Genomic DNA, 19,406 nt, shown 5'->3' with positions numbered 1-19,406 from the left:
TTATTTTTAAAAAGGGTGATAAGTATGCCAAATCAAGTTACTATAATTTTAGTTGCAATGTTTTTTCTTATACTTATAAGTATACAGCTTACATTGAATAAAATATTAGTTATATTAAAAGAAATTAGATTGTTAATAAAATCTAAAAAAGACATTGATGTATAATTTATAATGTTATGTTAATAATATCTCATATAATGATTAATAAAATTTATACTTTATATGAGGTGTTATAATGGGTAATAATAGGAAAAAAGAACTTACTGAGAATGACTTGATTAAACTTGAAATAGCAAAAGAAATTGGATTATTAGACAAAATAGATGAATTAGGTTGGGGTGGATTAACTGCCAAGGAAAGTGGAAGAATAGGCGGTATTATGACTGCTAAAAAAAGGAAGGGTAAGAAAATAGATGATGAGGCAAAACTTTTATAAAGAATTTGCGTCCATTTATGATGAATTGATGGATGATGTTGACTATGAGCAGTGGACAAGCTTCATTACTAATGAACTGCAGAGCAATAGCTTTACAATTTTGGAAGCTGCATGTGGAACAGGTAATATAACAAGCCTTCTAGCTTTAGAAAACTTCAATATAACAGCTTTCGATATTTCTGAAGAAATGTTGATAAAAGCTTATGATAAAGTAAGAAGATACAGAAATGTCAGGATTTTAAATCAAGACATGACTAAATTTAAAATAAATAGCAAATTTGATGCTTGTATTTGTTGCTGTGATGGATTAAATTATCTAAACCTTATAGATGCAACGACATTTTTTAAAAATGTTTATGAACATTTGCGTAATGGTGGTAAATTTATTTTTGATATAAGTACAAAATACAAGTATTTAAGTATGAATGATACTTATATTTATGATAAAGATAATGTATTTTATGTTTGGGAAAACTCTCTTGATGAAGATAATAGTAAAATTCAGATGGAAATTAATTTCTTTGTAAAAGATATGGACAAGTACGATAGAATTACAGAGATACAGACGCATTATTTACATGATGTAGATAGTATTACAGAAATTTTAGAAGATATAGGATTTACTAATATTAAAAAATTTGATGGGTATACTCAAAACATGTTAGAAGATAGTTCAATTAGGGCTACATTTATATGTGAAAAGAGGTAAAAAGTGAAGTTCAATTTAATTTTTGGGCATAAAGTACCAGATACAGATAGTGTTTGCGCTGCAATAGCTTTAGCATACTTAAAAAATAAAATTAATGAAAAGTCAATACCATATGTTCTTGGAAATGTAAATACAGAAACTAAATTTGTTTTAGATTATTTTAATGTAGAAACTCCAAAATTGCTTGATAATGTAAAGCTTCAAGTGAAAGATTTAAATTATGAAAAAACAAAACCATTGATGAGTAATGTATCAATACACTATGCTTATAAATATATGAATGAAAATACACTGAGGACGCTTCCAATAGTTGATGAACATAACAAATTGTTAGGTGTAATCACAATGAAGAATATTGCAATGAGTCTAATTAATACTGACGAAAGTAAAATTGAAGCGTTATATAATAATATAATAGAAACACTTAATGCTAAGCAAATAGTTCGAGTAGATGATACTATTGTTGGAGAAATTATTGTAGCAGCATTTTATGAAAAAACATTAAAGCACAATATAACATTTAACGAAAAATCAATAGTTATAGTTGGTGATAGGTATGATGTTATTGAATATGCTATAGAAAGAAAAGTTAAGTTGATAATAGTAACAGGAAATTTAGATATACCTGAAAAATATATAAACAGTGCAAAGAAAAATCGTGTAAATATTATTAGCTCACCTTTGAAATCATACCAAACAACAAAGAATTTATGCTTTTCAAAAAGTGTAAATGAAATAATGAACAAAAATGATATAATAATGTTTAACGAAAACGAGTATGTGGGAGAATGTAAAGAAGAAATAGAAAATTCTAAACATTCAAAATTTCCAGTAGTAACAAAATATAAAAAATATTTAGGTATATTGAGTAGAAGACATTTAATAAATCCAACTAGAAAAAAAGTAATTTTAGTTGATCATAATGAATCAGTTCAAAGCGTTGATGGATTAATGGAAGCTGATATTTTAGAGATAGTAGATCACCATAAAATAGGTGATATTAGAACTTCTTTACCTATAAATTTTAGAAATATGACACTAGGAAGTACTAATACAATTATATATCAACTATTCAAGGAAAATAATATAGAAATTGATAAATCTGTTGCTGGACTTATGATATCCGGTATTATTTCAGATACGTTGATGTTTAAATCACCAACTACTACACAAAAAGATAGAGAAACTGTTGATAAGTTGGCTGAAATTCTTGGTATTGATGTATACGAATATTCAATGCAAATGTTTAAGGCAGGTACATCTTTAAAAGGAAAATCAATTGAAGAAGTATTTTATCAAGACTATAAAGAATTTGTGTCAGATGAAATTAAAGTTGGTGTTTCTCAAGTATTTACGTTGAGTATAGATGAAATTATGATTAAAAAAGATGAGTATATAAAATTAATCAATAATATAAAATCAGAAAAGGAATTCTTATTAAATATTATGGCTGTAACTGATATAATAAATGAAGGTTCATATATATTCTATTCAACTTTACAAGAAAATATAGTTAAAAATATATTCAATTTGGTTGAAGTTTATCAAGGAATTTATGTACCAAATTGTGTATCACGTAAGAAGCAAATAGTACCTGGAATTATGAATGTAATACAATATATGTAAAATTACAGGTAAAAAAACGATTGAGGGTGAAGTAATATGGATAATATGATAAGAGCAATAGATAATAATAAAAGCTTTAGAATATTTGCTGTTAAATCAACTGGAGTTGTTGAGAAAGCTAGACAAAGTCATCATACAGCAGCAACAGCATCAGCAGCGCTTGGTAGAACATTGACTATTGGATTGATGATGGGTTATATGATGAAAAATGATAATGATAAATTAACCGTTAAAATAAACGGTGGCGGACCATTAGGAACAGTATTGGTTACAACAAATAATCAAGGTATAATTAAAGGATATGTTGACCATCCTAGTGCAGATGTGCCTAGAAAGACTAATGGTAAGTTGGACGTTGGTTCAGTAGTAGGGACTGATGGTAAAATAACTGTTATAAAAGACATTGGTCTAAAAGAACCATATGTAGGGACCTCTGATATAGTTACAGGTGAAATAGCAGATGATTTAGCATTATACTATTTCCTTTCAGAGCAAACATCATCTGCAATTGCTGCAGGAGTTTTAGTAAATACAGACGATTCTATTAGGGCTGCAGGCGGAATTATAGTTCAACCACTACCAGATATTTCAGATGAGGGCGTAAAAGCATTAGAGGATTTATTTAAAAATATGAAATCGGTTTCATCTTTCTTTGACAATAATAGAGATATAGAAGAAATAGTTAAAGATATATTTAAAGATTTTAATGTAAAAATAAATGAAAAAATGCCTGTGAAATTTGAATGTGACTGTTCAGATGAAAGAATAGAGAGAGTTTTGATATCTATTGGAAAAGAAGAACTTAAAAAAATAATTGAAGAAGATAAGTGTGCAGAAATCACTTGCAATTTCTGTAATAAAAAATACGAATATAATGAAGAACAATTAAATAAAATTTTAAAGTCTTTATAATTAAATAACATTATAAACAGGGATTTAATAAAGTTAGTCACAGTTAAGATTAATATGCTATGATTTGTGGTTAACTTTTTTGCTTTTTTAAAAAGGCTGTGTATAAATTAGTGATTTATACGAACGATATATTATGATAATATATAAATAATAAATATAATATATAGAGGAATTAAGAGTGAATCCATTTTTACCAAAATTAAAAACAAGATTTGCATTTGTAGATTACAGAGCAGATAAAAAAATATTTCAATATATAAAAAAATATGATATAGAACCAATAAAAACGATAAAATGTGAGGAGTTATTAGAGCCAATAAATGGTCATCCTGATATGGTAATTCATCCAATAGACTATGAAACTATTGTAGTTGCGCCAAATGTCTATGATTATTATAATGATGTACTAAAAAATAGTGGAATAAAAGTAATTAAAGGTGGTAAAACTTTAAGTAGAAACTATCCAAACGATATTGCATATAATGTAGCAAGAATAGGTAATTATGCAATACACAATTTAAAATATACTGATAAAGTTTTGAAATATTATTTGCAGAAATCAGGTGTTAGTTTTGTACACGTTAATCAAGGTTATTCAAAATGTTCTACAGCGTGTATAAGTGATTATAAAGCAATTACTTCTGATATTACAATTTATAATACTATTTTGAGTTTAGGTATACAATGTATTTATATAAATCCTAGAAATATTATTTTAGATGGTTTTAATTACGGTTTTATTGGTGGCAGTATGGGTCTTATAAATGATAAAATTTTAATGCTGACTGGAAAACTTAAAAACTTAGAAGATAGTGAGCTATTAAAAAATTTTGTTAAAGATTCTAAAATTAAAATAGAAGTTAGCACAGACAATAATTTGGTGGATTTAGGAACAATAATAGTTATTTAAATAGTAAAGTTGCAAATGATAAAGGCAAATAATTATTCTAGAGAGGAGTGGCAAATTGGAGCTTTTATCATTAGAAATTGATAGAAAAGACAATATTAAGTATTATAATTTAATTAATATTTTAACTGATTTAGAAGATGAAAACATATCAATTATGTTAGATACTCACAATAATGGATATGATAAAATTGTTTATAGTATAAAAAATATTGAACGAAAAGCTGAAAGTTTAGAAATTATAACGAAAAAAATAAACAATGTTATAAAAGAATATATGATACTAAAGTGTTACGAGTATTTAGAGGAAAGCTATTTTTATTTTGAAGAACAAGAAGTAGATAATATTAAGAAAAATATATATGAGAATATAAATAATGATTTAAAAACATATTTAATATTCAAAAATAAAATAAAAGAATATTTAGAAGAGTATGACACTATAAATATTTATGGGTTTATTAAGTTTAGATTGAAATTTATAATTGCTTACGTAGAGCAAATAGTTGAAAAATGTATAGATGATCATTTAATAAAAAAGGAATATTATAACTTTATAAACATATTGAAATATTTTTCTGATGATGAATCAAGTAATAAAAACATTATAAATATTATATACAAAAATAAGAAATTGCAAATTTATGATGAAAATATGAGAAAAATTAGTATAGTTACAGATGTTGAATTTTCAGAAGAGTTAGAGCCTTCAGAAATAGTGTACGATGAAAGCATTATTAATTTGATAATAACTATATCTCCGAAACAAATAATTTTACATTTACCAAATGAAGATGAGGAAGTTGACCAAACGACAAAAAATACTATAGATATAATTAATAAACTATTTGTAGATAGAATAAAATTTTGCACTAGTTGTGAATACTGCAAAACATAAGACCACCAAAATGGTGGTCTATTTTTTACATTTGAATGTTTTTATCATGAATTATTTTTAATCCTTTTAGCAGAAGCTCAGAATCATATATATCAATTTCAGAAGTCTCATTGCTGATGATTTTGCCAAGGCCTCCAGTTGCAATAACTTTTATATTCGTATTTTTTAGTTCTTCTTTAATTTTCTTTATTATATATTCTGTTTGACCTATATATCCGAAAACAAGTCCTGCTTGCATGCTAGTTATAGTATTTTTTGCAAGTATTGATTTAGGTTTTTTAATCTCTATATTAGGAAGTTGAGCTGTTTTAGAATATAAGGCATCTGCACTAATTTGTATACCTGGTGATGTAATTCCATATAAAAACTCACTTTTTTTGTTTATTACATCAAATGTAGTTGCTGTACCGAAATTAATAACAATTATTGGACCACCATAAAGCTCAATTGCTGCTACTGCATTAACAATTCTACCTCCACCAACCTCTTTAGGATTTTCTGATTTAATCATCAATCCTGTTTTTATACCTGGTCCCACAACTAGTGGTTCAATGTTAAAATATCTTTTTATAGAGTTTGTAAAGGAATGGATAATATTTGGTACAACAGAAGAAATAATGGCGCTTCTAATTTCTTTATAATTTATATTATTAAACTGTAAAAGATTAAGTATGCACATTCCATATTCATCAGAGGTTTTTACATTTCTAGTAAGCATTTTCCAATTTCCAAGAAGATTATCATCTTTATAAACTCCTAAAATTATATTTGTATTTCCAATATCAACTACTAAAATCATATTATTACCTCCGTAAAATCACTTATTAAATTCATAAATATTATAGCATAAATAATTATTAATACAAGTTATTATACAAGTTATTATACAAGTTATCAGCGGCAAAGAATAAATTTCATTAAACTAAACTATATCCAAATAAAAATCTTTTTTAAAATTTTCTCCACAATCAGACAAGATATGCAAAGAGCATAATTTATCAATCATTCCAAAGCATGAACATAGCGAGAATATAAGCACTTACGAAATAGGCAAATTTAAAGCTATTGAAAAAGGAGCAAAATCTGAATATAAGAGCTATGTACTAGACACAGCACTTGACGTAAACAAGGCAAAATCAATAGCTACAAATAAAAATGAGTTTATAAACCTTATGGAAAAACAAGGTTATAAAGTAAATTGGCAAGACAACAGAAAATATATTACCTTTACCGATAAAGACGGACACAAAGTACGAAACTCTAATCTTGAAAAAACGTTTAGAACCGAATACGGAAAGGAGAACTTATTACATGAATTTGAAAGAAATAGAGAAAAACAAAGAGAAACAAATACAAGAGGATATAGACCAATTAACCCAATACAAAGAGCAAAGTATCAAAGACTTTTACCAACAGAAAAACGAGAACGTCAAGGATATGCAAGGCTTAAACAATATGACATTAAAGGAGTTAAGCTCAATAGCAAGAATGGAATACGAGAACACTCTGCTAAAAGAGAGCTTGAATCAATCAACAATAAAATATCAGGAGTTGAACAAGCAATTAAGTCAATTAGTAGAACAGGTGAACAGCAAAGTCAACAAGTTAAACGAGAGCAACAGCTTACTAGAAAAGACAATCTCACAAGAGATAGAGAAAGCACTAGAACCAATAAATCAAAAGGTATCGAGCATGAACGATAATACAAATAGCTCCATAAGAAATTTATTTAGTCAAATAACCAACGAAACTGAAAAATATGTACAAGAAGTTGAAGAAATAAAAAGTAATGCTAAAAATCGCTTTAAATCGTTTCTGCGAAGAAACAAGTTTATTGACATACTCACATACATAAATCTATTTATTACCCCAATATTATTTATAATTATCGTTTACATAATCAAATTTAAGTAAAGGAGATATTGAAAAATAAAGAAAAAAGTAAATTATCCATGTCTAATTATGACAGATGAAAAGTGGAAATTTAATGTGACCTTTCCAGACTTCCCTGAATGTATAACTTTTGGAAATAGTATTGAACATGCTTTAGAAATGGCAAAAGATGCCCTTAAATTAGTTGTAGGATATTACATTGATGAAAATATACCATTACCAGATCCAAGTCAAATGTTAGATGACCGAAATAGAGTGTTTTTAATTGAGTGTAAATAATAAATTAATATCTAAATTTAACCGATATTTTGTTAATAATAAATATGCTAATGACATTAAATTTCATTTTTTGATATTATATGTCAATAAAACTAAATTATAATTTATGATAAAAATGTTATAATATAGAGGTATATAAAATAAATAATTTTTTAGGGGGAAACAAAAATGTTGAAAAAAATTAAAAGTATTTTAACAGCTACACTAATAGGGGTACTATTTATTGGATTAACACCAGTAAATGCTATGACGGCAAGTGATGTAACAAATGATGTAAATAATGATCTAAATATTGAAGAATCTTATGTCAATATTTACGACGAAATATTAATGTATTTAGAAAAAGGTGCAACTTTAAAAACTTATTCTAAAACTGATGAGATTGTTTATATTGTAGAAATTACAGATGAAGAAGAACTTAAAAAAATTGATAAAACAGGCCAAGGAAAACTTAAATCAAGAACAATTACTTATATTTTACCACAAGAGAATAACTTAAAAACTGAATTTAATAAAACTGAATTTGTTTTAATGTCAACATACAATGTTGGAAATTGGACGTACGCAGGTAATAAATGGTACACTCCGTCTGAAGGAGTTCCGTTTACGATAGAGGGAGAAGCGGAGTTTACACATACAGTCAAAACTGCATCTACTTATCAATTATATGGAGAGGCCAGTGGTAAAGTTAAAGGTATTGTTGAATTAAAACTTGGTGGTGAAATTGGATTTGCTGAAGAGAAAGAATGGGAAGTAAGCGTTTCGATACCTGAAGGCTATTATAGAGAATTTGAAATATGGGAATATAAAACTAAATATACATTCGATATTCTTGAAGGAGATGAAGTATATTCTTCAGGGTGGGCTTATAAACCAAATGGAGGACGATATATGACAAATGACCTTTATGAGAAAGAGAAATAAAGATCATCATGGATAATAAAATGGATAATAAAAATAATAAATCAAATAAATTTTATTTATATTTACTTAGTGTCGTTATAGGATTAAGCATAATTATTTCTACTTTAATATACGTAAATTATAATAGATACGAATATTTTAGTGGAGAAAGTGAAGATATAGTATTTGACAAGCTTACAGGAAAAAAATACCATACAAATACATTTGCCGGTAATCCATAATAATAATAATATAAATGATTATATTAAAAGCATCCTATTAACAAATTAGGATGCTTTTAATTTTAAATTACTATTCTTTTTGTTTATCTTTTTCTTTCAGTTGCTCTTGAAGTAACTTTGTGCTATCTTCTAACACATTGATAATACTTGATAATTTTGAAAAATCGGAATCCGAATCGGAAACTTCGCAAACATAGTTTTTATTTCGTCATTTAGCTTATTTCTTATAGCTGTTTTTGATACTCCTATTTCATCAGCAAGTTGCTTAATAGTTTTTCCTTTTTCCATATTTTAAACCCCTTAATTTAAATATCTTCACTAGCAATTAAGTATTTTAAAAATCCACATCTTGCTCTTTTATTTTTCTTTTATCAGCTTTTCTCAACCACTTACTCATACAATCATCCAATGCGAAAAAGTTTTTTCTTTTATTTTACCGCAATTGAGAGATTTTCGCTGTATTTCTATGAAAATTAGTGCGAAAAATATTTATTCTTTAAAGCTGCAAGTTATTAGCTCTTACATAAAAGTTTATAATTATTAACAAAAATATTTTGGAAATTTTGTAAAAATCTTTTGCAAAATTTTGTTTCTTAGTATACAATAATACTTGTGCTAAATATAAACTTATAAATGGAGGTTGACAATTATGAACATAAAAAAAGGAAAAGATAGCATGATGAGTATGCTAAAAAGTCCTTATATAAGAAGCTTTATAGCAAAATATAAAATAGAATACATTATTGGAATTGTTTTCTTAATAATGATAGACTTTTTACAAACAAAGGTTCCAATTATTATAGGCAATGTAATTGATGGCTTTGAAGATGGAAGTATCCAGTTTAGTGGAATAAATAGCAAACTAATTAATATAGCGATGCTTGCTTTATTTATCGTTATTGGTAGAATTATGTGGAGATATTTTATTTTTGGAGCATCAAGAAAAATAGAGAGAGACATTAGAAATGATTTGTTTGAACATTTACAGTTGCTTTCTCAAAGGTATTATAACCATCATAAAACAGGTGAAATTATGGCATATATAACAAACGATTTAGAGGCTGTAAGAAATGCCATGGGAATGGGTATGATGATGTTATTTGATGTTATAGCTTTGTGTATTTTTACAATATATAATATGGTCACTCAAATAAATGTTTTGTTAACAATAGCAGCGGTAATACCTCTTTTACTTATAGCACTTACTACTACTATTATTGGACCGAGATTGTTTAGAAGGTTTACTGAAAGACAAGAGGCATTCGCAGGTATTTCGGATTTTGTACAAGAAGACTTATCTGGTATTAAGGTTATAAAAGCTTTTGTACAACAGGATAAGGAAATTGAAGCTTTTAAAGAAATAAACAAAAATTATTTTACAAAAAATATGAATTTGGCTAAAATTCAAGCTGGTATGCATCCAATAATGAATCTAATTTCTGGATTATCTTTAGCAATTGCTATAGGCTTTGGAGGATATATTTCTTTAAATGGCACTATAAGTGTTGGGGATTTTGCTGCATTTATTCAGTTTTTAGGAATGCTAGTATGGCCAATGATGGCTATTGGAATTACAATTAATGCGATTACTATGGGTTCAGCAGCATTGAAAAGAATAGAGTCAGTATTAAATGAAAAAGTTGAAATTAAAGACAGTGAAAATATAGAGAGAATTGAGAAATATGATGGAAGTATTAGGGTACATAATTTAAATTATAAATATCCTGATAGCGACGAATATGTTCTAAAAGATGTTTCTTTTAAATTAGAAAAAGGAGAAACATTGGGCATCGTGGGTAGAACAGGTAGTGGTAAGACAACTCTTGTAAATTTACTTTTAAGGCTTTATGATGTCGATAGGGACAGTATATACATAGGTGAACGTGATATTTTGGATATTCCATTGGAAACACTTAGAAAAAATATTGGCTATGTTCCACAGGATAATTTTTTGTTTTCTGATACCATAAAAGACAATGTTGATTTTAGTGATGGAACATTATCTCAAGATGATGTAATTGCAGCAACTGAATTTGCTTGTGTGCATGAAAATATTGCAGATTTTAATGAAGGATACGATACGGTAGTTGGAGAAAGAGGCGTAACGCTTTCAGGAGGACAAAAACAACGTGTTTCAATGGCGAGGGCTCTAATAAAAGATCCGGAAATACTGATATTAGATGATTCGGTATCAGCTGTTGATACAGATACTGAAGAAAAAATACTTAAAAATTTAAACGTAAAAAGAAAAGAAAAAACAAATATAATTATTGCGCATAGGATTTCAACAATTCAAAATGCAAACCATATTATTGTTATAGATGAGGGCAAAATAGTTGAACAAGGTAATCATGAGCAATTAGTAGCTAACAAAGGACTATATAATTCACTTTACCAAAAACAATTGCTTGAAAAAATGATTGATGAAGAAGTGTAGGAGGTAGAAATGAAAGCAAAAAAAGTTGATAATAAAAAGAAATATAATCCTAAAACTTTGAAAAGATTATTATTATATGCAAAGCCACATATAGGTTGGTTCATAATTGCTTGTGTATTCATTGTAGGTATTGTTTATCTAGAATTATCACAGCCTATCATTATTGGTAAGGTTACTGATATTATAGTTGACAATATAAAAGAACCTACTGATTCAGCAGCTAGAGAGATAGTATATAATGCTTTAAAATATGTAGGAATAATATTTGTAATATTTGTATTAAGTTATTTGCAAGCTATAGTACTTTCATATGTTGGACAGAAGGTAATCTATAACATAAGAATGGATGTATTTAAGCATTTACATAAACTATCAATTAATTTTTATAATAACAATCCAAATGGAAAACTTGTTACTAGGGCAACCAATGATATAGAAACTCTAAATGAAATGTATACAAGCGTTATAGTAAATGTTTTAAAAAGTGTTTGTGTTTTGGGTGGTGTTATCATTACAATGATAAGCTATAATAAAAAACTATCACTTATGACATTTACAGTTATACCATTTATAATTTTGTTTACTATTATATTTACTAAAATTTCTAAGAAAAATTACAGACAAATTAGAAGAAGGATATCTGAATTGAACTCATTTGTAGCAGAACATGTTTCAGGTATGAAAGTTGTACAAATTTTTGCAGTGGAAAATAAAATGCTACGAAAATTCAAAGATAAAAGTGAGCAATTAAGAAAAAGACGTACAAAACAAATTATTATATATTCTATATACAGACCAAGTATGTATTTATTAAATATAGTTTCACTTATATTGTTATTATGGTTTGGAGGAAAATTATATTTTGCAAATGAAATAACCATTGGTACAATAGTTGTTTTTCAAAGATATATAAGTAAATTTTTTCAACCTATACAAGAATTAGCTGAACAGTTAAATATAGTTCAATCAGCATCAGCATCTGCTGAAAGAATATTTAGTTTGCTGGATGAAGAGTCAGATATTATTGACAGTAATAATGCAATTGAATTAAAGGACATTAAAGGACAAATAGAATTCAAAAATGTTTGGTTTGCATACAATGAGGGTGAATGGATACTTAAAGATATATCATTTAAGGTTATGCCTGGACAAAATATTGCTTTCGTTGGGGCAACTGGTGCTGGAAAAACTACAATACAAAATTTGATAGGTAGATATTATGATATACAAAAGGGAGAAATTCTTCTTGATGGGATAAATATAAAAAATATCAAGGTCGATAATTTAAGAATGCAAATTGGTCAAATGCTTCAAGATGTATTTTTATTTACTGGTGATATCAAGAGCAATATAAGACTTAAAAATGATAAGATTAGTGATGATGACATTTATAAGGCATCAAAGTATGTAAATGCAGATGGTTTTGTAAATAAATTAAAAAATGGTTACGATGATGAGGTTATAGAGAGAGGTGCAGCGTTTTCAGCTGGACAAAGGCAGTTATTATCCTTTGCAAGAACTCTTGCTTTCAAACCTAAGGTATTAATACTGGATGAAGCAACAGCAAATATAGATACTGAGACAGAAAGTTTAATACAAGATGCTTTAGGAAAGATTATGAAAGATAGAACAACTTTGGTTGTAGCTCATAGACTTTCAACTATTCAAAATGTGGATAAAATAATTGTAATGCATAAGGGTAGAATAGTTGAACAGGGAACACACCAAGAGTTATTGACAAACCATGGTATGTATTATAAACTATACAAATTACAATATGAGCATTAGTAATTAATTTGCACCTAGGGAGGGCTTAAAAATTAAAAATATTAAATTAGTACTTATTGTTTTATGCATCATATTACTAATTGGTTGCGTTGATGTATCTAATAATACTTATGAAGATTCAAACGTAGACGGTATTTTAGAAGTACACTATTTGGATGTAGGTCAAGGAGATTGTATTTTACTAACTAATTCAGACCAAGTTATGCTTATTGATGCTGGTGATGTTGGAGCAGGTCAAGTAATAATTCCTTATTTAAAGAGTCGTGGTATAAAGAAAATAGATTATTTATTGCTAACTCATCCACATAAAGACCATATTGGGAGTGCAGTAGATGTTATAGATAGTTTTGATATCGGTACTATTTATATGTCTGGTAAACTTGCAACTACTAAAACTTTTGAAAAATTATTGGATAAAATTGATGATAAAAGCATAGAAACAATTATTCCAGATGTAGAAGATAAAATATCATTTGGAGATTGTGACACACAAATTATAGGTCCTGTAAAAGAATATGATGATTTAAATAATAATTCATTAGTTTTAAAAATCACTTATGGAAACACGAGATTTTTGTTTACTGGTGATATGGAAAAAGAATCAGAAATGGATATTATAGAAACTAAAATAAGTTTAAAAGCGGATGTTTTAAAAGTAGCACATCATGGAAGTAGTGGTTCTAGTACAGGAAAATTTTTAAACGAAGTAAATCCTGAAATTTCAATAATTAGTTGTGGTAAGGATAATGATTATGGTCATCCTCATGCTGAATTGCTAGATAAATTAACAAACATAAAATCACAAGTTTATAGAACAGATGTTTCAGAAACGGTTGTTGTTATAAGTGATGGAAATAATATAAAAATTAATAATGATACTGTAATTATGCAACCAGATAACAATGATAAGATTATTGATAAAGAAAACAACATGGTATATATTGGAAATAAGAATTCTAAAAAATTTCATTTAGAAAGCTGTAATTCATTGCCAAAAGAAAGTAATAGAGTGTATTTTAAAACTCGTGAAGAAGCAATTGAAAAAGGATATGAACCTTGTAGCAGATGTAATCCATAATAATTAATTGGGGGTAACATGAAGTATATATTAGATAGGTTTGAAGGACATTATGCAGTACTTGAACTTGAAGATGGTAAAGATAAGCTTGTATTGACAAGCGAATTACCTTCTAGGGCAAAAGAAGGAGATATTATAGAATTCACTAATAATATCTACACTATAAATATTGAAGAAACAATAAAAAGAAGACGTATACTTGAGGAAAGAATGAAAAAATTTAAAAGAAAATAAAAACAATTGTCTATAATTATTTCAAATTATAGACAATTGTTTTTTTACAAAATGTATATTATTTTAAATTATGAAAACAATATTATAAATATTAAGAAATGGAGGTTTATTATGAAAAGAAGTTTATTATTATTTTTAGTCATTGCAATGGTAATGTCTTTATTCTGTGGATGTACTACTACAACAGATCCAGATCCCGATATAGATACAGATCCAGATCTAGATCTAGATCCAGACCTAGATCCAGATACAGATGAAGATAATGACGGAGATAATACAGGGAATGCACTGGGAGACTATATTATAATGCCTAATGACATGCAAAATACAGTAGTATACAATAATATGATTAATAATTGTTAATTAAATTAAAACAGCATTTTTTATTTTAATTAACACTATTAAGCCTCTAATTTTATGTATAATATACTTTTAATTGGAAAAGATATATACAATAAAACTGGAGGCTTTTTATGAGAAAATATATAAAAATATTATCATTAGGAATTGCTTTATCTTTAGTATTTTGTGCATGTACATTAACTAATGATGAAATTAATGATAATTATAAAGAAGATAATAAAAACGATAGCAATATAGAAAACAATGAAAATACAAGTGAAGAACTAAATGATATTATTGGAAAATTGTATGAAATCAATGATGATGAAATTAAAGTTTTTAGCAATGGTGAAACAAAAAGTTATAAAATAAATGCTGATAAAGTTAAAGACTTTTATATTGGAGAAAATATTTTACTTAAAGCCAATGAAACTGGATATGATGTGAGTTTATATGATCAATATGATTTTAATAAGCGAGTAACTGAAGCCGGGGACCAAATAACTAGGATAGTAGGTAAAATAAAAGAAGTTGGAGATGAATTTATAACAGCTGTGACAGACGATGAGGAAATTCAAATTCTAAATCCTGGTGATTTTGTATTGTCTAAAGACACTAGTGCAATATTTGATTATGTAGTAACAGATAAGGGTAATCAGTTAGTAAACTTTTATGACGAAAGTGTTAAGTTAGATTTAACTATTAAAAGACTAACAAGAGAAATAAATGGAAGGTTATTAATATTGGCAAATAATGTTGATAACAAAGATTATGAAATATCTGTTAAACCGGAAACTTTGGTTAATATTTCATTATCAAGCCTAAAGCTTGGAGATAAAATAGCTGTTTATCCAATTTCAATTAGCGATCAAAATCCTACCAAAGTAGATACTAATATGATAATAAAGTAAAAAAATGTAAAAAGGATATTGACATATATCATTATTATTACTATAATTAATTTATAAGCGATTTTGCCTATAGATATTAGATAATAGGAGGCGAGTTTTGGTACATTTAATGTGCCTAAAAACGGCCTTTTTTTATTTATAATAATGGAGGAGTATAATTATGAGTAAAGTTATAATAACTGGAAATGATTTGACACTAGAAAAATTAGTTCAAGTATGTAGAGAGTTTGCTACAGTAGAACTTGCTGATGAAGCAAAGGAAAAGGTTTTAGCTTCAAGAAAAATAGTAGATGATTTTGTAGACAATGGTAAAGTTGTATATGGTATTACAACTGGATTTGGTAAATTTAGCGATGTTACAATAACGAAAGATGAATCAAAACTATTACAAAAAAATCTAATTATAACACATGCAGTAGGTGCTGGAAATCCACTAGCTACTGAAATTGTAAGAGGAATAATATTATTAAGAATAAATAATTTAGCTAAAGGTTATTCAGGAGCAAAGCTTGAAACTATCCAAACAATGATAGATATGTTAAATAAAAAAGTACATCCTATAGTACCTGAAAAAGGTTCTTTAGGAGCAAGTGGAGATTTAGCACCGCTTTCACATGTTGTGTTACCAATGATAGGACTTGGTGAGGCAGAATTTGGTGGGGAAGTATTGGATGGCGCAGAAGCAATGAAAAGAGCAGGCATAAATACTATAGAGTTAACTTCAAAAGAAGGTCTTTCATTAATCAACGGTACTCAAGTTATGACATCAGTAGGAGCATTAGCATTATATGACGCACTTGATTTAGTTAAGGTAGCAGATATTGCAGCAGCATTAAGTTTTGAAGCTCATTACGGAGTATTAGATGCTCTTGATCATAAAGTTCATGATGTTAGACCACATAAAGGACAAAGAGATACTGCTAAGATATTGTTAAAACTATTAGACGGTAGTAAAATGACATCTAAGCAAGGAGAAATAAGGGTACAAGATGCTTATTCACTTAGATGCGTTCCACAGGTACATGGTGCTAGCAAAGATGCTATCAATTATGTAAAAGAAAGAGTTGAGATAGAAATGAACTCTGTTACAGATAACCCAATTATATTCCCAGAAACATTAGAAGGAATATCTGGTGGAAATTTTCATGGTCAACCAATGGCACTTAGCTTTGACTTTTTAGGTATAGCATTAGCAGAATTAGCAAATATTTCGGAAAGACGTTTAGAAAGATTAGTTAATCCAGCACTAAGTGGTTTACCTGCATTTTTAGTTGAAAAAGGTGGAATTAACTCAGGATTTATGATAGTTCAATATTCAGCAGCATCACTTGTTTCTGAAAATAAAATTTTAGCACATCCTGCAAGTGTAGATAGTATTCCATCATCAGCAAATCAAGAAGACCATGTTTCAATGGGAACTATAGCTGCAAGAAAATCAAGAGAAATTATGACAAATGTTAGAAGAGTTTTAGCAATGGAAATCATGTGTGCTTGTCAAGCAATAGATCTTAGAGGAAATAAAGGTTTAGGAGTTGGTACAAAAATGGCATATGATACTATAAGAGACCTAGTACCAATGCTAAAAGAAGATAGACCATTATATGAGGATATCAATAAATGTGAAAGTGTTATAATAAATCAAAACATAATCAAAACTGTTGAAGAAGTAGCAGGAAAAATTCAATTTTAATTAGCCTTCAAAAATCAATGTTAAATATAGAATCTATAAATTATTTAAATATAATTTATAGATTTTTATTTTACAAGGCACATTATTTTACAAAATACGATATATGTAAATAATAGTTATTTTATAAATTATCAGTTTAATAGACAAAACTATATTACTAAGATATAATAAGGAATATAAATTATTTAAAGATGAAATGGAACAAAATAGTTTTATATTCGTCTTAATAAGTAAGCGGGGTGGAAAAATGAATGATAATGAGCTGTTTCTGATTAAACAAAGTCAGAAAGGCGATATTGACGCATTCGAAAAGCTTATAAAAGAATACAAAAAAGTAGCATATAATATTGCGTTAAGAGTATTACATAACAAAGAAGATGCTGAAGATATTTCTCAAGAATCTTTAGTGAAAGTATTTAAAAATATTAATTCTTTTAATATGCAATCAACTTTTAAAGTGTGGCTATATAGGATAGTAATGAACACATGTCTGGATTTTAAAAGAAAAAAGCAATTAGTTAAATACTCAATAGATAAGCTTATAGAAGATGATGAAAATGAGTTTTCCAAAGAGATACCAGATAATACAAATAACCCTGACATAATAATTCAAAATAAATTGGAGCAACAAATGTTATATGATAGTATTGATAAATTAGAAGATGACTTTAAGAATATTATAGTGTTGAGAGATTTACAAGATTTATCGTATAAGGAAATAGCAGATGTTTTGTCGTGCAACGAAGGAACTGTTAAATCACGGTTAAATAGAGCAAGAAAAAAATTAAAAGATATAGTTACAGATAATATATTGAGAAATGAAATATAGGTGGTGATACAATGAATTGTAGTGAGTTTAGAGATTTAATATTTAGTTTTTTAGATGGAGAATTGAGTTTATTTGAAAAAGAACAATTTGAACAACACTTATCTCAATGTGATGATTGTAAGTTAGAATTAGAAGCATATAAAAAATTAATAGAAGAAATACAAAAACTACCTATGGAAGAACTACCTATTGGATATTGTAAGAAGTTGCACAAAGGCTTAGAAAAGGCAGTTGACGATAAGCATAGAATAGTTAGGAATCGTTTTATAAAATATATATCAATAGCAGCAACATGTATTTTGGTTGTTACAGGAGTATATTTTGCTAGCAATGGCATGAATGGAAATATGAATGGTGACTATGATAAAAGTTTAGATATGGGTAATAGAGCAGATGATTCAAACTATGGTGAAATGTATGATAATGCTAATAAAGAGACTGAACAGATGGTGGCTGAAAGTCCACAAGATATAGATGCAAATTATTCAAATGATGAAGATAAACAGTTATCTATGACTAATAGCATACAAAATCAAGAAAACCGTACATTAAAGATAATAAAATCATGCAATATAGAAACTACAACATTAGAATACAAGAGTTTTTTAAATTCTTTGTTAGATTTAACTAGGAAAAGTGATGGATATATTGAGTACAATAGAACTTATACAATACAAATAATTGATGACAAAGAGTATAAAGGTGGAAATGTAAAGGTAAGAGTTCCAGAGGAGCATTTTTACAATGTTATAAATTTTATTAAATCTGAAAGTGATGTAACAAACGAAGTAGTCAATGAAAATGATGTAACAAAACATTACTATGATATAGATAATATAGTAAAGAATTTAAAAATTCAAGAAGATAGGTTAAGAGAATTATATAGCAAAGCAACTAATGTAACAGAAATACTTCAGTTAGAAAATGAAATTAGAAGAATAAGAACAGAGATTGATAGTTATTCTATAACACTTAGTGATATAGATGATAGAGTTTCAATGTCAACTATAGAGTTGAATATTATTGAGGTTGAAGGAAAAAGCATTGATATATCTTCATCAAAAAGTGTTTGGCAAAAATCTAAAGAAGGTATAATAAAAACCATAAACAACATAGTGAAATTATTGCAAAATTTTGTTATTTATTTGATAACGTATTTGCCATATATAATAGTTATCGCGATTTTAGTTATTGTTTTAACACTAATAACTAAAAGAAAAACGAAAAAATAAAAATAAATTTAAAAAAGAGCGTTTTAATGCGCTCTTTTTGTTTACATATTAATAAAAATT

General features: G+C 27.4%; 22 protein-coding genes. 20 read left to right on the top strand and 2 right to left on the bottom strand.

The window, feature by feature from the left end; translation table 11 throughout:
- The first annotated feature begins 24 nt into the window (after positions 1-24).
- The 7 genes from JYG23_RS07235 to ytxC all read left to right on the top strand — a co-directional run bounded on the left by JYG23_RS07235 (position 25) and on the right by ytxC (position 5,488).
- Entirely contained in the window at positions 25-165 is a 141-nt protein-coding gene (locus JYG23_RS07235; RefSeq protein ID WP_207237772.1) for a hypothetical protein, read from the top strand.
- 70 nt (positions 166-235) lie between these two features.
- Positions 236-436 carry a small, acid-soluble spore protein, alpha/beta type gene (locus JYG23_RS07230; protein WP_207237771.1) on the top strand — a complete coding sequence of 67 codons (201 nt, stop codon included), beginning with the start codon at positions 236-238 and terminating at the stop codon, positions 434-436.
- The gene (locus JYG23_RS07225) at positions 417-1,145 is read left to right on the top strand and encodes a class I SAM-dependent methyltransferase (protein WP_207237770.1); all 729 of its coding nucleotides are present in this window, start codon (positions 417-419) and stop codon (positions 1,143-1,145) included. The genes JYG23_RS07230 and JYG23_RS07225 overlap by 20 nt, the downstream gene beginning before the upstream one ends.
- Positions 1,146-1,148: 3 nt before the next feature.
- Positions 1,149-2,771 carry a putative manganese-dependent inorganic diphosphatase gene (locus tag JYG23_RS07220; protein ID WP_207237769.1) on the top strand — a complete coding sequence of 541 codons (1,623 nt, stop codon included), beginning with the start codon at positions 1,149-1,151 and terminating at the stop codon, positions 2,769-2,771.
- Between the two features lie 36 nt (positions 2,772-2,807).
- On the top strand, positions 2,808-3,683 hold the full coding sequence (hslO, locus tag JYG23_RS07215; RefSeq protein ID WP_207237768.1) for an Hsp33 family molecular chaperone HslO: 876 nt from the start codon (positions 2,808-2,810) through the stop codon (positions 3,681-3,683).
- Positions 3,684-3,861: 178 nt separating this feature from the next.
- Positions 3,862-4,593, top strand: a complete 732-nt coding sequence (locus JYG23_RS07210; protein WP_207237767.1) for a DUF6873 family GME fold protein — start codon at positions 3,862-3,864, stop codon at positions 4,591-4,593.
- 55 nt (positions 4,594-4,648) lie between these two features.
- On the top strand, positions 4,649-5,488 hold the full coding sequence (gene ytxC / locus JYG23_RS07205; RefSeq protein ID WP_207237766.1) for a sporulation protein YtxC: 840 nt from the start codon (positions 4,649-4,651) through the stop codon (positions 5,486-5,488).
- A 25-nt stretch (positions 5,489-5,513) separates the two neighbouring features.
- Here ytxC and JYG23_RS07200 read toward each other — a convergent pair whose 3' ends face one another.
- The gene (locus JYG23_RS07200) at positions 5,514-6,287 is read right to left on the bottom strand and encodes a type III pantothenate kinase (RefSeq protein WP_207237765.1); all 774 of its coding nucleotides are present in this window, start codon (positions 6,285-6,287) and stop codon (positions 5,514-5,516) included.
- A 373-nt stretch (positions 6,288-6,660) separates the two neighbouring features.
- Between JYG23_RS07200 and JYG23_RS07195 the strand changes: the two genes are divergently transcribed.
- From JYG23_RS07195 to JYG23_RS07180, 4 genes are all read left to right on the top strand, one after another.
- A complete protein-coding gene (locus JYG23_RS07195; protein ID WP_207237764.1) occupies positions 6,661-7,191 on the top strand; it encodes a hypothetical protein in 531 nt (176 codons plus the stop codon).
- A 259-nt stretch (positions 7,192-7,450) separates the two neighbouring features.
- Positions 7,451-7,660, top strand: coding sequence for a type II toxin-antitoxin system HicB family antitoxin (locus JYG23_RS07190; RefSeq protein WP_207237763.1), 210 nt, complete (start codon positions 7,451-7,453; stop codon positions 7,658-7,660).
- A gap of 168 nt (positions 7,661-7,828) precedes the next feature.
- Complete coding sequence (locus JYG23_RS07185; protein WP_207237762.1) at positions 7,829-8,584, top strand: hypothetical protein; 756 nt, start codon at positions 7,829-7,831, stop codon at positions 8,582-8,584.
- Positions 8,585-8,592: 8 nt separating this feature from the next.
- Positions 8,593-8,805 (top strand): hypothetical protein, encoded by a 213-nt coding sequence (locus tag JYG23_RS07180; protein WP_207237761.1) that lies wholly within the window; start codon positions 8,593-8,595, stop codon positions 8,803-8,805.
- 129 nt (positions 8,806-8,934) lie between these two features.
- Here the strand turns inward: JYG23_RS07180 and JYG23_RS07175 are convergent, their stop codons facing one another.
- On the bottom strand, positions 8,935-9,093 hold the full coding sequence (locus JYG23_RS07175; protein WP_207237760.1) for a hypothetical protein: 159 nt from the start codon (positions 9,091-9,093) through the stop codon (positions 8,935-8,937).
- A gap of 361 nt (positions 9,094-9,454) precedes the next feature.
- Here JYG23_RS07175 and JYG23_RS07170 point away from each other — a divergent pair, with 361 nt between their 5' ends.
- The 9 genes from JYG23_RS07170 (at position 9,455) to JYG23_RS07130 (ending at position 19,346) form a co-directional block, all read left to right on the top strand.
- Positions 9,455-11,242 carry an ABC transporter ATP-binding protein gene (locus tag JYG23_RS07170; RefSeq protein WP_207237759.1) on the top strand — a complete coding sequence of 596 codons (1,788 nt, stop codon included), beginning with the start codon at positions 9,455-9,457 and terminating at the stop codon, positions 11,240-11,242.
- A gap of 9 nt (positions 11,243-11,251) precedes the next feature.
- Complete coding sequence (locus JYG23_RS07165) at positions 11,252-13,030, top strand: ABC transporter ATP-binding protein (RefSeq protein WP_207237758.1); 1,779 nt, start codon at positions 11,252-11,254, stop codon at positions 13,028-13,030.
- A gap of 151 nt (positions 13,031-13,181) precedes the next feature.
- Positions 13,182-14,108 carry a ComEC/Rec2 family competence protein gene (locus tag JYG23_RS07160; RefSeq protein WP_207237757.1) on the top strand — a complete coding sequence of 309 codons (927 nt, stop codon included), beginning with the start codon at positions 13,182-13,184 and terminating at the stop codon, positions 14,106-14,108.
- Between the two features lie 18 nt (positions 14,109-14,126).
- A complete protein-coding gene (locus JYG23_RS07155; protein WP_207237756.1) occupies positions 14,127-14,342 on the top strand; it encodes a DUF3006 domain-containing protein in 216 nt (71 codons plus the stop codon).
- Between the two features lie 111 nt (positions 14,343-14,453).
- Positions 14,454-14,705, top strand: coding sequence for a hypothetical protein (locus JYG23_RS07150; protein ID WP_207237755.1), 252 nt, complete (start codon positions 14,454-14,456; stop codon positions 14,703-14,705).
- Between the two features lie 110 nt (positions 14,706-14,815).
- A complete protein-coding gene (locus JYG23_RS07145) occupies positions 14,816-15,595 on the top strand; it encodes a hypothetical protein (protein WP_207237754.1) in 780 nt (259 codons plus the stop codon).
- 160 nt (positions 15,596-15,755) lie between these two features.
- Positions 15,756-17,285, top strand: coding sequence for a histidine ammonia-lyase (hutH, locus tag JYG23_RS07140; RefSeq protein WP_207237753.1), 1,530 nt, complete (start codon positions 15,756-15,758; stop codon positions 17,283-17,285).
- Positions 17,286-17,532: 247 nt separating this feature from the next.
- Positions 17,533-18,114, top strand: coding sequence for an RNA polymerase sigma factor (locus JYG23_RS07135; RefSeq protein WP_207237752.1), 582 nt, complete (start codon positions 17,533-17,535; stop codon positions 18,112-18,114).
- An 11-nt stretch (positions 18,115-18,125) separates the two neighbouring features.
- A complete protein-coding gene (locus tag JYG23_RS07130) occupies positions 18,126-19,346 on the top strand; it encodes a DUF4349 domain-containing protein (RefSeq protein WP_207237974.1) in 1,221 nt (406 codons plus the stop codon).
- Positions 19,347-19,406 lie beyond the last annotated feature (60 nt).

Origin of the sequence: Sedimentibacter sp. zth1 (genome assembly GCF_017352195.1) — a bacterium.
Taxonomy (GTDB): domain Bacteria; phylum Bacillota; class Clostridia; order Tissierellales; family Sedimentibacteraceae; genus UBA1535.
The sequence above is the reverse complement of the archived record's forward strand: the minus strand, read 5'-3'. Positions and strand labels throughout refer to the sequence as shown.